The sequence below is a fragment of the Halorubellus salinus genome, from assembly GCF_020567525.1.
Taxonomy (GTDB): Archaea; Halobacteriota; Halobacteria; order Halobacteriales; family Natrialbaceae; genus Halorubellus; species Halorubellus salinus.
The window spans coordinates 24,406-38,644 of record NZ_JAJCVI010000006.1 but is presented as its reverse complement, the minus strand read 5'-3'; the positions used below and the strand labels follow the sequence as shown (position 1 = coordinate 38,644).

The following is a 14,239-nucleotide window of genomic DNA, read 5'->3' as shown; positions in this document are numbered from 1 at the left end:
GTTACCGGCGGCGCGCCAGGAACGCGGCGCCGAGCAGCGCGAGGACGGCGATGGCGATACCGAAGCCGGGCGACCCGCCCGACGCGCCCTCGTCCTCGTCGTCCATCGCGGTCGTCTCCTCGTCCATCATCGTCGTGCCGTCGTCCATCGTCGTCGTCTCCATGGACTCGCCGGTGAACGTCACGTCGCCAGCGGCGACGACCGCACCGCCGTCGGCCACGTAGGGCCCGTCGTCGGCACCTTCGCTGTCGACGAAGTCGTAGGACTCGTCACCGTCGGTGTCCTGGTGGGGCATCGCGATGAGGGTCGTGTCCTCCTCGACCGGGGCGTCGAGCGTTATCTCGACGTCCTCGTGCGTCCCAGCCTCGAGGTACGTGCTCGTGCCGCGGACGCTCTCGAACACCGCACCGTCCTGCAGGCTCGCGTCGTGGATCGTCACGAACCCGCCCTTGTTCATCGTCACGGAGTCGACGACCACCGTCTGGCCGTCGGTCTCCTGCGCGCTGAAGGAGACGGTCGCCTCGGGCGTCACCGTCACCTGCGCGGTCGTCACGACCGCACCGCCAGCAGCGACGTAGGGACCGTCAGACGCGCCCTCGCTCGTGAGGAAGTCGTACGTCTCGTCGCCGTCGGTCTCCTCGTGCGCCATCGGCACGACGGTCGCGTTCTCGGAGAGCGGCGCGTCCAGCATGACGGTCACGTTCTCGTGCGTGCCCGGCCCGAGGTACGCGCTCGTGCCGCGAACGCTCTCGAACACCGCGCCGTCGAGCAGCGTGCCGTCGTGGATGGTGACGTACCCGCCGTCGTGGAGCGTCACCGAGTCGATGGTGACCATCGAGCCGTTGTTCGTCTGGTTCGTCGCAGTCAGGACCGCCTGCACGCTGACGCGAGCGGTGTCGACCACCGCACTGCCGTTCGCGACGTACGGGCCGTCGTCCGCACCTTCGCTCGTCGCGAAGTCGTACGTCTCGTCACCGTCGGTGTCCTTGTGCGCCATCGGGACGAGCGTCGCCGTGTCGCGTATCGGCGAGTCGAGCGTCACCGTCACCTCCTCGTGGTGGCCGGCCTCGAGGTACGCGCTCGTGCCGGCGACACTGCCGAACGTCTCGCCCGCGAACAGCGAGCTGTCGTGAATCGTCACGAACCCGCCCTCGCTGAGGTCGACGTCCGTGACCGTCACGGTCTTGCCGTCACTCGACTGGTCGACCATCGACACGCTCGCGCTCACCGACACGACGCCGGTGTCGACGACGGCACTCCCGTCCTGCGTGTACGGGCCGTCCTGGCTGCCTTCGCTCGTCACGAAGTCGTACGTGTCGTTGCGGTTCGTGTCCTTGTGCGGCATCGCGACGAGCGTCGACTCGTTCTCGATGCCGTCGTCGAGGACGACCTCGACCTGCTCGTGGTAGCCGGGCGCGAGCTTCGCGCTCGTGCCGCGGACGCTCTCGAAGACCGCGCCGTCGAGCAGCGTCGCGTCGTGGATCGTCACGAACCCGCCCTGGGGCACGAAGACGTCCTCGACGACGACGCGCTCGCCGCCGCTCGTCTGGTTCGCGAGCGTCGCGTCGGCCGTGTTCGTCTGCACGACGCTCATCGTGTCGACGACCGCGCTCCCGTCAGCGGTCGCGTACGGGCCGTCGTCGCTGCCGTTGCTCGTCGCGAAGTCGTACTCCTGGTCACCGTCGGTGTCCATGTGCGCCATCGGAACGAGCGTCGTGTTCCGCGTGACCGCACTCTGGAGCGTGATGCGGACGTTCTCGTGCACGCCCGCTTCGAGGTAGTCGCTCGTGCCGCGGATGCTCTCGAACACCGCGCCCTCGGTGACGGAGGCGTCGTGGATCGTCACGAACCCGCCCTGCGAGAGCTCGACGCGGTCGACGACGATGACGCCGCCGTTCGTCGGGATGTCGGTCGCGGACACGGTCGCGGAGACCGTGACGTTCGCCGACGTCATCACGATGTCGCCGTCCATCGTGTACGGGCCGTCGACCTGGCCGTTACTGGAGACGAACGTGTACGCGCGGTCGTCGTTCGTGTCCTGGTGCGCCATCGCGAACAGCGTCGAGTCGTTCGTCAGGGGCTCGTCGAGCGTCACGGTGACGTTCTCGTGCGTGCCCGCTTCGAGGTACTCGCTCGTGCCGCGGACGCTCCCGAGGACGTCGCCGTCCCCGAGCGTCGAGTCGTGGATTGTCACGAACCCGCCCTCGTCGAGCGTCACCTGGTCGACGGTGACTGTCGTGCCGCCACTGGTGCCACCGGAGAACTGGACCATCGCTTGGGTTCCGTCGGTCGATTCGTTCGTCGCGTCCACAGCCTGCGTGCTGACAGCCGTCGCCGTCGCGACCCCGGAGATCGCGAACATGCAGACGACCAGCAACACGGTGATGCGTGACCGCATACACAGTCCCACCACGACCTACTTAAAGAGGATATTCCGAACTACGGCCCGCCTCTCACCCAATTCTCTCCCCAAAAGACCCCCCGTCTGGCGAATTGCTGGATGATTCACCGCGACCAGGGTGACACCCGATACCCGAGACGAGCATATAAAAAGACGGTCGATTCAGTGAGTTCGGTACTGGTCGTAATCGGCCTGAGAACGGTCGGCCGTCGAGAAATACCGCGAACGGCGAGTATCGCGAAGGAGGAATCCGGGTGGGTCGGTCAGTCCCAGGCCGTCCACGTCAGGAACGCGAGTGCGACGGCCTCGACGACGTGGATCGCCATCTGCCACTGCCAGACGATGTCCGGCACTGCACTGCCCCACCACGCGGAGAGCTGCGGGTCGAGCAGGTAGTAGTAGACGACGCCGACGTTCTCCGCGAGCAGGAGCAGTGCGAACACGAGCAAGCCGAGCGTGTGTTTCGAGCGGAACTTCGCGTAGTTCCGACCCCACACGTACGTCAGCGCCAGCAGTAGCACCACGTTCACGCCCGCCGCAACCTGTGCGACGGTCACCCAGATACTCATCTACACCACCCTACCGTGCTGTCGTGGATATACTCTTTCCCAATTTCGGCCACAGTCTCTTCCTCCTTCGGCGGTTTCGGGCCGCGAACCGGCCAGTCGATGGCCTCGCGGCGCGTCGTCGTCGTTCTCATGCTTCGACCTCCGCGGATACCTCCTCGACGACGTGCCAGTGGTCCCGCGCCTGCTCGGTCGGGAGGTACACCGCGCCGTAGTCGTCGCCGGACTTCTTCACGACGTCGTTGTCCACGAGCACGTCGAGGTGGTGTCTGACGGTCTTGTAGTCCAGTTCCAGTGCTTCCGCGAGTTGGTTCGCGTTGCGTGGGCGTTCGTCGATGGCGTCCAGCAGGCGGATGCGGTTCTCACCGCCGCGCGTGCCGGTCAAGACGTACCACAGAACGCCCTCCATTCGTACGTCTCGACTCGCTCCCCCCACATGACTCTAACGACGGCGGGCGATTCCGACCGGATTCGTCGACGACCGTAGCGACGAACGACCCGGAGCGAGCGAACGACGAGTTCCGGGGCCGGAATCGCACCGGGGCGACCGACTGAGCGCATCTCCGGTGCCGGCGATATTTATATGGGGGCGTCGCGAGAGGTGCGTGCATGGACGACCATCGTTTCGAGACGCGCGAGGTGCACTCCCACGAGCGCCGGGACCCGTTCGGAGCGCTCATGCCGCCGATCTACGCGAACTCGACGTACGAGTACGCGTCGCCGACGGAGACGAAGGCCGGGTTCCGGTACTCGCGGGACGCGGTGCCGACGCGAACGGCACTGGAGGAGTCGTTCGCGAACTTCGAGGGCGGCGAGCACGCGAGCGCGTTCGCGTCCGGGATGGCCGCCATCGACGCGGTGTTCACGGCGACGCTGTCGGCGGGCGACCACGTCGTCGCCGCGGAGAACCTGTACGCGGAGACCCACGACCTCCTCACGGACGTCTACGCGGACTACGGCGTCGAGCTGACGCACGTTCCCGTGACGGACACCGAGGCCATCGCGGACGCGATGCGGCCCGAGACGGCGCTCGTGTACTTCGAGTCGCCGACGAATCCCGTCCTGAACGTCGGTGACATCGCGGCCGCGGCCGAGGTCGCGCACGACGGCGACGCCGCGCTCGCGATCGACAACACGTTCGCGTCGCCGTACCTCCAGCGACCGCTGGAGCTCGGCGCGGACGTCGTCGTGGAGTCGCTGACGAAGTACCAGTGCGGGCACTCCGACGCCATCGCGGGTGCGGTCGCGACGAACGACGCCGACATCGCCGACGAGATCGAGTACGTCCAGTACCGTCGCGGTGGAATCCCGAGTCCGTTCGAGTGCTTCCTCGTCCTCAGGGGGATGAAGACCCTCTCGTCGCGGATGGACCGCCACTGCGAGAACGCTCGCGCGGTCGTGGACGCGCTCGTCGCGAACGACCACGTCACCGAGGTCTACTATCCGGGGCTGGAGTCCCACGAGAACCACGACGTCGCGGCGCGCCAGATGGACGACTACGGCGCGATGATCGCGTTCGAACTCGAAGGCGACGTCGACACCGTCACCGAGTTCGCGGCCGGACTGGACGTCATCACGCTCGCGGAGTCCCTCGGTGGCGTCGAGAGCCTCGTGGAGGTCCCGGCGACGATGACCCACCAGGACCTCTCGAGCGAGGAGCTCGCGGCGGCGGGCATCCCGGCGACGCTCGTCCGCCTGAGCGTCGGGACCGAGCACCACGCGGACCTCGTCGCGGACGTCGAGGGTGCCATCGCGGCGGCCTTCGACTGACCATGGTGGCTGATGGCGGCGTGACGGACGACGCGTACCCGACCGACCTCGTCGCGCTGGCGCGCGAACTCGTCCGCATCCCGAGCGAGAACCCGCCGGGCGAGGAGCGCGCAGTCGCCGAGTACGTCGTCGAGTGGGCGCGAGCGCACGACCTGGACGCCGAACTGCTCGACACGCCCGGCTACCCGGAGCGACCGAACGCGGTCGTCGCGGTCGGCGACTGCCCGCGCGACGGCGAGGGCGATCGTGGGGACGACGCGACCGACGGGGACGCGCCGACGCTCGTCCTGAACGGCCACACGGACGTCGTCCCCGCCGGGGACCCGGAGGAGTGGACCCGCGGGCCGTATGCGGCCGACGTCGCCCGCGAGCGCGACGCTGACGGCCGGGAGCGCGAGGTCCTGTACGGGCGGGGGAGCGCGGACATGAAGACGGGGCTCGCGCTCGCGCTCGTCACCGCGAACGCGTTCGCGGAGCGGTTCGAGCACGGTGGCGTCGACGGCGCGCCCGACGACGGCGCGCTCGACGGTGGTGCACTCGACGACGCGGCGCTCGTCGTGCACGCGGCGGCGGGCGAGGAGACCGGCATCCCCGGGACGAGGACCTGCATCGAGGAGGGGTACGGCGGCGACTACGCGCTCGTGCTGGAGCCGACGGACCTGCGGGTGGCGACGAGCGCGAAGGGCGTCGTCACGTACCGCGTGACGGTTCGCGGGGAGTCGACGCACGCGAGTCATCCCGACGAGGGCGCGAACGCCATCGACGCCGCGCGCCGGCTGTTCGACCGCGTCGACGCGTACGACGCCGCGCTCCGCGAGCGCGAGGACGACCTCGTCGGCCGCGGCTACGCCTCGGTGACGAGCGTCGAAGCCGGGACGAGCGGGAACATGGGCGTGATACCCGGCGCGTGCGAGTTCCTGCTGGACCGGCGAGTGCTCCCCGGGGAATCCATCGAGGACGTCGACGCGGAGGTCGACGACCTGCTCGCCGCCGCGGCGCGCGAGGACGACGTCGACGCGAGCCGCGAGACCGTCCAGTACTACGAGTCCGCGAGCGTCCCGTCCGACCACGCGCTCGCGGCGCTCGTGCGCGCTGAGACCGGCGACCGCGCACCCAGCGACCCGTGGGGGATGACCGCCGCGACCGACGCCCGCGAGTTCGTCGCCGCCGGCATCCCCGCGGTCGTCTGGGGACCGGGAAGTCTCTCGCAGGCCCACACCGTCGACGAGCACGTCTCGCTCGACGAGGCCCGCGACGCCCAGGGCGTCCTCGAGTCCGTCGTCGAGCGCGTCCTCGCGGGCGACCTCGAGGACTGACCGACCGCGCGCTGGCTGGCTCGGCACGGTCCGCGCGGTCGCGACCGCGGTCACTCCTCGGTCCTGGTCTCCGCGTGGTCCTCGACGCGCCGGCTGACGTCGAGGTGGTAGTTCTTCAGGATGTCCCGGCCGAGCAGCAGTCGGTGGTTCATGTGCGAGCGGTCCTCGATGTTCGCCGCGACCGTGTGCTGTTCGCCGCCGATACCGACCACGAGGTCGACGACGGGCCGTCGCTTCGCGTCCTTGCTGCTCCCGGAGCGCACGCGCGAGACGTTGTGGATGGGGCCGGCGCCGACGTCGGCGGCGAGCCGGAGGTCGATGCTCGTGCGCGTCGCGCCGGAGTCGGACTTCGCGACGACGGTCTTCGACCCGCTCGTCCCAGTGACGACGACGGTCTCGGTGAACCCGATGGTCGTCGCGCCCGCGTCCTGGACCGTGTCGGGAACGGGCTTGCAGGCCGGGACGGAGTCGTCGAGCGTCGACGCGAGCGTCCGGACGCGTTCCTCGTCGACGCTCCCGCCGGCGCGTTCGATGGCGTGTCGAGCGATGTGCGGGGCGGGACTGTGCCCGGTCGCCCGGTAGAGGCCCCTGAATCCCGCGGTCGGGTTCACCTCGAGGACGTACCACTCGTCGTCGCCCTCGATGAGGTCGACGCCGGCGCAGTCCAGGCCGAGGGTCGTGGTCGCTCGACGCGCCAGGTCGAACGCGCCCGAAGGCGCCGAATCGGTCGCGTCCTCGACGGCGCCGCCGCGCGCGACGTTCGTCCGCCAGTCGCTCTCGGCAGCATATCGAAACATCGCGCCGACGACCGCGTCGTCGACGACGTACACGCGGAGGTCCCGTGGCGTCTCGCCGTCGCGACCGACGAGTTCCTGGAGGAACGCGCGGCGCTTCCCGACGCTCGCGGTGAGCTGTTCGGACTCGCCGACCTTCCACGCGCCACCGCCGTGGGTCCCGATTGCGGTCTTGTACACGGCTTCCGCGCCGAACTCGCCGCGAACGCGGTTCAGTTGGTCGGCGCTGAGCGCGAGCACGGTCTTCGGGATCGGGATGCCGGCGTCGGTCAGCCACGCCGCGGTGGCGGTCTTGTGCGCGGCGCGTGCGGTCGCCTCGGGCGCGTTCACCATCGGGCGGATGCCGCCGAGCGTCAGCGCGAGCCCGTGCGTCTCGGCGGGCTGGTCGGTGTTCGAGAGCAGGAGGCGGTTCACGACGACGTCGACGTCCGGGGAGAGCACCGCGTGGCCGTCCTCGAACCGGACGACGGTGTTCTCGGACCGCAGCCACTCCGGGTGGTGCCCGAGGGCTTCCACGGCGTTCAGTATCGCTTTCGTCTCCTTGCTGTTGTGGAGGCTGAGGACGCCGACGCGTACCTGGTCGCCGTCGGTTACGGTGCCGCCGGACTGCTGTGTGTCACGTGCCAACGTCGTTCACCATCGCTGGTGTCACTCGTCGCGCGCCGCGAGTATAGTTAGTCGACTCGTTCTCGTCGCCCGTGCGCGCAGCCGTCAGTAGCCGTCGCCAAATCGCCTGGAAATGACCGCATACGTCGCTCTCAGTGCGTGAACGAGCGGGCCCTCGCGAGTGGTGGACTCGAGGCGCGAACGTGGCCGTCTCAGGGCGCGTCGGCGGCGTCCGGGTCGACGCGGAGCGGGTCGGCGTCCCAGTCGATGTCGAGCCGGTGTCGCGCGACGTGCGGCGCGAGCGTGTCGCGCGAGACGAGCCCGAGGTACTCGTCGTCCGCGACGACCGGGAGCAGCGTGACGCCGGCCTTCCGCATGCGGTCGGCGGCGAGGCCGACGGGCGTGCTCGGCGTGATCGTCACGACCGGTGTGGACATGCACGACGCCACGGTCCGGTCGACGGCGCCTTCGGCGACGGCCGCGACGACGTCCGATTCGGTGAGGATGCCCGTGACGGCGTCCGGGTCGTCGCGGACGACGAGCGCGGGAACGGCCGGGTGCCGGAGCAACTCGGCGGCGTCGCGCATCGATTGGTCGGACGCGACGACGGGCGTGCGGTCGTCCATCGCCTCCACCACTGGAACGTCTATCATCGTGCGAGACAATGACTCGCATCACTTAGGGCTACCGTACAATCACCACTAAGGCCCTAGAACGCCTCCGAGGGCTCCCTCATTCCTCCACGAAACCGACCGCATGGTCGGTCGTGGCTCGTCCCGCGTTCGGTCGAACGATCTCGACGCCGGTCACTGCGTGAACAGGTGGCCCTCGCGGGGGACGTCGAACAGGCCGACGCGCGCGCCGGCGTCGAGCCACGCGTGCCCGTAGGAGAACGCGGCGAGCGCGTTCACGGGGTCGTCGTTCGCGCGGAAGTGCTCGCCGTCCTCGAGGTACGACACCGCCATCTCGAGGCACTCCAGGGCGGCCTCGCCCATCGGGGTGTCCTCTGGCGCACACACCGCCACCTCGTCGACGGCCTCGGCGAGCAGGTCGTGGTAGCGGTCGGTCTTCTCGTGGAGGTCCGCGGGCATACCCCGAGCCTCGGGCGCGTTCGACGTAAGCGCGTCGTCTACGGCGGGTCGTGTATCGACCCTCGCCGGATCGACCACGGGGGTTGTTCCCGATTTGTGACGACGTTGTGTCGGTTCCGCCCGGTCCTTTGTGTGGTGGCGTCGTCGAGGGCGGTATGCGCGTCGTCCGCGTCCTGGTGCCGGAGGACCGCGCCTCGGACGTCCGGAGCGTTCTCGACGAGGAAGGCGTCGACCACGTCGTGGTCGCACAGGACGAGGACACCGACCGGTCGCTCGTCGAGTTCCCGATCCCAGCCGAGGGCGTCGACTTCGTGCTCGGCGAACTGCGGGACGCGGGCGTCGACGACGAGTACGTCGTCGTCCTCGGCGCAGAGACCGTCGAGACGACGCACTACGACGACCTCGAACGGCGGTTCGTCGCCGAACAGGAGGAAGGCGACGCGATAGCGACCACGGAGATCCGGTCGAAGGCGGTCGCGATGACGCCGAACGCGCGGACGTACTACGCGATGACGCTCCTGTCCGCGGTCGTCGCGACCGCTGGCCTGCTGCTCGACTCGCCCGCCATCGTCGTCGGGTCGATGGTCATCGCACCCCAGGTCGGGTCGGCGATGGCGGCGAGCGTCGGCGCGGCCATCGGCGACCGACGACTCCTGCTCTCGGGGCTGCGCTCGCAGGTGCTCGGGCTCGCGCTCGCCATCGCCACGGCGACCGCGTTCGGTCTGGCGCTGAAGACCGCCGCGTTCGTCCCGCCGTCGCTGAACGTCGACACCGTCGCGCAGATTGCCTCGCGGATCTCGCCGGGGTTCCTCTCCATCGCGGTCGGGCTCTGCGCGGGCGCCGCGGGGGCGTTCGGGCTCGCGACCGCGGTCCCGGTGTCGCTCGTCGGCGTCATGATCGCGGCCGCGCTCATCCCGGCCGCGGCGGCGACCGGCGTCGGCGTCGCGTGGGGGTTCCCGCTGGTCGCGGTCGGCGCGTTCGTCCTCCTCGCCGCGAACGCCATCGCGATCAACCTCGCCGCGCTCGGGACGTTCGCGTTCCTCGGGTACCGGCCGGAGGGGAGCGTCCGCGATAGCCTCGCGAGCGACCCCGTGGTGCCCGCGGTCCTCGTCGTCCTCGTCGTCTCGTTCGCCGTCCTCGGCGCGTCGACGGCCAGGCACGCGACGGTCGAGAACGCGGTGAACGACGCGGTCGGTGACGTCCTCGACCGCGACGCGTACGACGAACTCGGGCTCGTCTCGGTGCGCGTCGGGTTCTCGCCGGCGACCGAACTCACGGGCGAACAGCCGGTGACGGTCGTCGTCAGTCGCCCGGCGGACGTCCCCTATCCGGCGCTGGCCGACGCAGTACGGCGCGCGGTCGCCGACAGCACCGCGGTCCCCGTCGCGGTCACCGTCGAGTACGTCGAGCAGGCCGAGAGCGAGCGACTGGACGCCGGGCCGCGACTGTGGGCGGTCGACTCTGGACGACCGGACCGAGCCCTGCAGAGCCAGGCTCCCGAGCGTCGGCCCGGGACAAGGCTTACGCGGGCGGCGAGTCACGACCGTCGTGTATGCGTCCCCCGAATCCGCGCCTCACACTCCTCCTCGCCGGCCTCGCGGTCGTGAGCCTCGTGGCCGCGGTCCCGCTGTCGGCGCCCGGGATGCTCGGGTACGGGTGCGGTGGCGCGCAGGGCGCGGACCTCGACCGGAACGCGCAGGGCCAGTGGCTCGTCCTCCAGGGCGGCGAGCTCCGCGACGGCGACACCGTCGTCGTGACGCGGTACGCCGACGACTGGCGGCGGCTCGCGCGCCTCGAACTCGAACTGCCCGCGAACGCGACCGGCGACGACGACGTCGTCCGCGCGCTATCGCTGACGCCCGCATTACCCGAGGGCGACGGGTTCTGGGTCGTCACGAGCGAGGACCGCGCGTACAAGTACGACCGCGCAGGGAGGTTTACAGGAGACGTAAGCTCGGCGCGGGTCGTGCGCGACGAGGGCGACCCGGGCCTCGACGCCGCCCCCGACCACGCCATCGACTGGGAGGACGAGCAGTACGGCGACGCGGTGGACGCCGAGTACGTCACCGCCGAATCCGGCGGGGACCGGAACTACGTGCTCGCGCGGGACGGGACCGTGCTCGCGTACACGTCGAACTGGCAGTACACGGGCGTCATGCACGAGGGCGTCGACGGGAACGACTGCTACGGGGAGCGGCCGGCGTGGCCGTCGGCGTTCGAGCTGCTCGCGGCGTCGACCGCGTTCGGGTTCGTCGGGCTCGCGCTCGCGAGCTGGGTGGCGCGCGACGACCTCGCGAACGCCGCCGCGGTCGCAGTCGGCGGGCCCGTCGTCGCGGGGACGTTCTCGATGTACCTCCTGCCGGACGTCGCGACCGCCGTCTACCACCTCTCGGACGTCGCCATCGGCGTCGGCCTGCTCGCGCCCGTCGCGTGGGCGGCGTGGCAGACCCGCGAGGACCCCGTCGCCTCGTTCCCCGTCCTCGTCCTGAGCGGCGCGGCGCTCGTCGCCGCGGGCGTCCGCTACCTGCTCGCGGGCGGCCTGCCGTGACACGCCCCGGCCTGCTGTGGCACGCGTTGCCTTGCCGGGATTGCGGAGACCGTACAGGATAGCACAACCGGTAAAGTAGTTCGGCGAGTACTGAGCAATACATGACAGACTCGCCTCACGTGGAGGTCTACACGAAGGAGAACTGTGGGTACTGCGACAAAGCGAAGGCGCTGCTCGACGAGAAGGGCGTCGAGTACGAGGAGATCAACGTCACCGGCGACGAGGACGCCTTCGAGGAGATGGTCGAGCGAGCGAACGGCCGCCAGACCGCGCCCGAGGTGTTCATCGACGACGAACTCATCGGCGGCTGGGACGACACGAGCGCCCTCGACCAGGAAGGGAAACTCGACGAGAAGCTCGGTATCGCGTGCGCCGACGGCGGCGAGGACGTCGTCGAGCACCGCCAGATGGTGATCGCCGGCACGGGCATCGCGGGTCTCTCCGCCGCGATCTACGCGGCGCGGTCGAACAACGACCCGCTCGTCATCGAGGGCGACGAACCCGGCGGCCAGCTCACGTTGACGACCGACGTCGAGAACTACCCTGGGTTCCCCGAGGGCATCTCCGGGCCGGACCTCATCAACAACATGAAAGAGCAGGCGACGAAGTTCGGTGCCGACACGAAGAACGGCATCATCGAGGACGTCGTCGCGGGCGACCCCGAGAACGGCACGCCCCACCGCGTCGTCATGTCGAACGGCGACTGCTACACGGCCGACGTCGTCATCGCGGCGAGCGGCGCGTCCGCGCGGACGCTCGGCGTCCCCGGCGAGGACGAGCTGATGGGGTACGGGCTGTCGACGTGCGCGACGTGCGACGGCGCGTTCTTCCGCGGCGAGGACATGCTCGTCGTCGGCGGCGGCGACGCGGCGATGGAGGAGGCGAACTTCCTCACGAAGTTCGCGAACAAGGTCTACGTCGCGCATCGCCGCGAGGAATTCCGCGCGGAGGACATCTGGATCGACCGCGTCATGGACAAGGTCGACGAGGGCGAGATCGAGATCCTGAAGAACACCGAACTCACGGAGATCCACGGGAGCCAGGCGGACGGCGTCGAGGACGTGACGCTCGTCTCGCACCCCGACGGCCACCCGAAGGAGAAGTTCGAAGCCGGCGACGACTCCGTCGAAGAGTACGACATGGACGTCGGCGCGGTGTTCTACGCGATCGGGCACACGCCGAACACGGACTACCTCGAGGGGACGGGCGTGGAGACTGACGCTGACGGCTACCTCGTCACGGCCGACGGGAAAGGCGGCGGGCAGACCGCGACGGGCGTCCCCGGCATCTACGGTGCGGGCGACGTCGTCGACTACCACTACCAGCAAGCGGTGACGGCCGCGGGGATGGGCGTGAAGGCCGCGCTCGACAGCGACGAGTTCCTCGACGACCTCAAGCGAGCGCGCACGAAGGCGGGCGCGGAGGGCGACGCCTCCGCGCAGGCCGACGACTGAGGGTTCGAGACCAGCACCCAACCCACAGGGGTTTTCACCTTCCTCCACCTCTCGGGTGGTATGGCAGACGACGACGTCGAGACCATCACGATCAGTATCGAAGCAGATGGCGACGCGGACGAGGTCGAGCTCCCGGCGGGGCTCGTCGACGTGCTCGCCGAACAGGGCCAGTCCCCGGCGGAGGTCGTCGGCGACATCACGCTCCTCTCGTTCGCGTCCCGCGCGCACCACCTCGTCCATCACGGCGAGGGCGACGACCCCGAGCTCGACGCGATCGAGCAAGAGACGATGGCGCTCTTCGAGGAGCGCTTCGGCGTGACGTTCGGCGAGGCGACCGGCCACCAGCACTGACACGGACCGAACGCTTCCTCTCGTTTCTTCCGCGACCGCGAGCGACCGCGCTAGCGTTCGCTCGACCCGCCGGTCACGTCGTAGGCGAGGAGGACGCCGTCGTCGACGCGGGTGACGTCGCGGAGGTCGAGGTCGACGAAGTCGGGGGTGGTGAAGCCGTCGCCGTCGGCGAGCGTCGGCGCGTCCCGGCCGCCGACGACCATGGAGCCGACGTACACGGAGAGTTCGTCGACGAGGTCGGCGGCGAACAGCGAGAAGATGAGTTCCCCACCGCCCTCGACCATCACGGAGTCGACGCCGCGGCCGTCGAGCGCGGCGAGGCCGGCGGCGAGGTCGACGCGGCCGTCGTCGTCGGCGTCCACGACCACGACCTCGGTGGTGTCGCTGGTGAGGCGCGCGCGACGGTCGCCGGGCGCCTCGGCGCTGGCGAGGACGTACGTCTGCGCGCGGTCGTCGACGACCGCGGCGTCCGGTGGCGTCCTGGCGCGCGAGTCCACGACGACCCGTACCGGTTGCGGTGACTCCCCGCGACTCTCACGGGCGGCGACGCGCTCGTCGCGCTTGACGGTGAGGCTCGGGTCGTCCGCGAGCACGGTGCCGACGCCGACCAGCACGGCGTCGCTGTCCGCGCGTAGCGCGTCCACGCGGTCGAAGTCGTCGTCCCCGCTGATGGCGACCTGCCGTCGCTCCCGACTGGAGAGCTTCCCGTCCACGCTCGTCGCCGCGTTCACCACCACGTGCATGCGGTCGGCTTCGAACGCGGGCGGTAGGAGGGTTTCGGTGCGTCGGACGGTCGAGCCCTCGACGGCGAGCGGTCAGAGCGCGAGCCAGACGCCGACGGCGATCGCGGTGACTCCGGTGGCGACGATGCCGGGGACCGCGACGCGGTACGTCGCGCGGAGGCCCGGGTCCGGGAGGGTCGCCTCGCTGGGATGTCCGGGCGGGACGTCGACGCGGACGGTCGCGCCCTCGCGGTACGCCCTGGGCACCTGCGGGGTTCCTTCGCCGTCGGCGAGCGACGGCGGGTGGACGACGGCGTCGGCCTCGTAGCGGTCGTCGTCGTAGCGGTAGCTGTAGGTGACCGAGAGCCCACGGTCGGCGCCGGGGTTGACGGCGTCGACGACCGCCGCGTCCGTGACGGTGGCGTCGACGTCCCCGGGCTCCCCGCGGAGGACGCGGTTCCAGATGGAGGCGGCCGCGGCGACGAGGACGACGCCAACCCCGATCGACAACCCGGCGACGGTTCCGACCATGCTCGCCACGTCGGCGAACGGGATGTTAGTGATTTCGGCGCTCGCGGCGACGGCGCGGACCCGCGACGCTCGCGCGGCCGTGCTCGCCC

General features: G+C 70.1%; 15 protein-coding genes. 6 read left to right on the top strand and 9 right to left on the bottom strand.

Going from position 1 to position 14,239, the window contains the following annotated elements; all coding sequences use genetic code 11:
* Window position 1: 1 nt before the first annotated feature.
* The 4 genes from LI336_RS16750 to LI336_RS16740 all read right to left on the bottom strand — a co-directional run bounded on the left by LI336_RS16750 (window position 2) and on the right by LI336_RS16740 (window position 3,376).
* The gene (locus LI336_RS16750; RefSeq protein ID WP_227134312.1) at window positions 2-2,398 is read right to left on the bottom strand and encodes a DUF7282 domain-containing protein; all 2,397 of its coding nucleotides are present in this window, start codon (window positions 2,396-2,398) and stop codon (window positions 2-4) included.
* 266 nt (window positions 2,399-2,664) lie between these two features.
* Window positions 2,665-2,970: a DUF8036 family membrane protein gene (locus tag LI336_RS16745; RefSeq protein WP_227134311.1), complete on the bottom strand. Its 306-nt coding sequence runs from the start codon at window positions 2,968-2,970 to the stop codon at window positions 2,665-2,667.
* The gene (locus LI336_RS20245) at window positions 2,967-3,101 is read right to left on the bottom strand and encodes a hypothetical protein (RefSeq protein ID WP_264475523.1); all 135 of its coding nucleotides are present in this window, start codon (window positions 3,099-3,101) and stop codon (window positions 2,967-2,969) included. Before LI336_RS20245 ends, LI336_RS16745 begins: the two co-directional genes overlap by 4 nt.
* The gene (locus LI336_RS16740; RefSeq protein WP_227134310.1) at window positions 3,098-3,376 is read right to left on the bottom strand and encodes an ArsR/SmtB family transcription factor; all 279 of its coding nucleotides are present in this window, start codon (window positions 3,374-3,376) and stop codon (window positions 3,098-3,100) included. The genes LI336_RS20245 and LI336_RS16740 overlap by 4 nt, the downstream gene beginning before the upstream one ends.
* 200 nt (window positions 3,377-3,576) lie before the next feature.
* On the opposite strand from LI336_RS16740, the gene LI336_RS16735 reads away from it, so the two are divergent.
* The gene (locus tag LI336_RS16735; protein ID WP_227134309.1) at window positions 3,577-4,737 is read left to right on the top strand and encodes a trans-sulfuration enzyme family protein; all 1,161 of its coding nucleotides are present in this window, start codon (window positions 3,577-3,579) and stop codon (window positions 4,735-4,737) included.
* A gap of 2 nt (window positions 4,738-4,739) precedes the next feature.
* Window positions 4,740-6,053, top strand: a complete 1,314-nt coding sequence (locus LI336_RS16730) for a M20 family metallopeptidase (protein ID WP_227134308.1) — start codon at window positions 4,740-4,742, stop codon at window positions 6,051-6,053.
* Window positions 6,054-6,103: 50 nt separating this feature from the next.
* On the opposite strand, the gene LI336_RS16725 is transcribed toward LI336_RS16730, so the two are convergent.
* The 3 genes from LI336_RS16725 to LI336_RS16715 all read right to left on the bottom strand — a co-directional run bounded on the left by LI336_RS16725 (window position 6,104) and on the right by LI336_RS16715 (window position 8,544).
* Window positions 6,104-7,474 (bottom strand): RimK family alpha-L-glutamate ligase, encoded by a 1,371-nt coding sequence (locus LI336_RS16725; RefSeq protein WP_227134307.1) that lies wholly within the window; start codon window positions 7,472-7,474, stop codon window positions 6,104-6,106.
* Window positions 7,475-7,665: 191 nt separating this feature from the next.
* Complete coding sequence (locus LI336_RS16720) at window positions 7,666-8,106, bottom strand: CBS domain-containing protein (protein WP_227134306.1); 441 nt, start codon at window positions 8,104-8,106, stop codon at window positions 7,666-7,668.
* A gap of 153 nt (window positions 8,107-8,259) precedes the next feature.
* Window positions 8,260-8,544: a DUF357 domain-containing protein gene (locus tag LI336_RS16715; protein WP_227134305.1), complete on the bottom strand. Its 285-nt coding sequence runs from the start codon at window positions 8,542-8,544 to the stop codon at window positions 8,260-8,262.
* 155 nt (window positions 8,545-8,699) lie between these two features.
* Between LI336_RS16715 and LI336_RS16710 the strand changes: the two genes are divergently transcribed.
* From LI336_RS16710 to LI336_RS16695, 4 genes are all read left to right on the top strand, one after another.
* Entirely contained in the window at window positions 8,700-10,151 is a 1,452-nt protein-coding gene (locus tag LI336_RS16710; RefSeq protein ID WP_227134304.1) for a TIGR00341 family protein, read from the top strand.
* On the top strand, window positions 10,097-11,092 hold the full coding sequence (locus LI336_RS16705; RefSeq protein ID WP_227134303.1) for a hypothetical protein: 996 nt from the start codon (window positions 10,097-10,099) through the stop codon (window positions 11,090-11,092). Before LI336_RS16710 ends, LI336_RS16705 begins: the two co-directional genes overlap by 55 nt.
* A gap of 101 nt (window positions 11,093-11,193) precedes the next feature.
* Complete coding sequence (gene grxC / locus LI336_RS16700; RefSeq protein ID WP_227134302.1) at window positions 11,194-12,546, top strand: glutaredoxin 3; 1,353 nt, start codon at window positions 11,194-11,196, stop codon at window positions 12,544-12,546.
* Between the two features lie 60 nt (window positions 12,547-12,606).
* Complete coding sequence (locus LI336_RS16695; protein ID WP_227134301.1) at window positions 12,607-12,897, top strand: DUF7545 family protein; 291 nt, start codon at window positions 12,607-12,609, stop codon at window positions 12,895-12,897.
* Between the two features lie 50 nt (window positions 12,898-12,947).
* On the opposite strand, the gene LI336_RS16690 is transcribed toward LI336_RS16695, so the two are convergent.
* Together LI336_RS16690 and LI336_RS16685 are read right to left on the bottom strand one after the other, a co-directional pair.
* Window positions 12,948-13,640, bottom strand: a complete 693-nt coding sequence (locus LI336_RS16690; RefSeq protein ID WP_227134300.1) for a 2,5-diamino-6-(ribosylamino)-4(3H)-pyrimidinone 5'-phosphate reductase — start codon at window positions 13,638-13,640, stop codon at window positions 12,948-12,950.
* A gap of 72 nt (window positions 13,641-13,712) precedes the next feature.
* Window positions 13,713-14,150 carry a DUF3592 domain-containing protein gene (locus LI336_RS16685; protein ID WP_227134299.1) on the bottom strand — a complete coding sequence of 146 codons (438 nt, stop codon included), beginning with the start codon at window positions 14,148-14,150 and terminating at the stop codon, window positions 13,713-13,715.
* Between the last annotated feature and the right edge of the window lie 89 nt (window positions 14,151-14,239).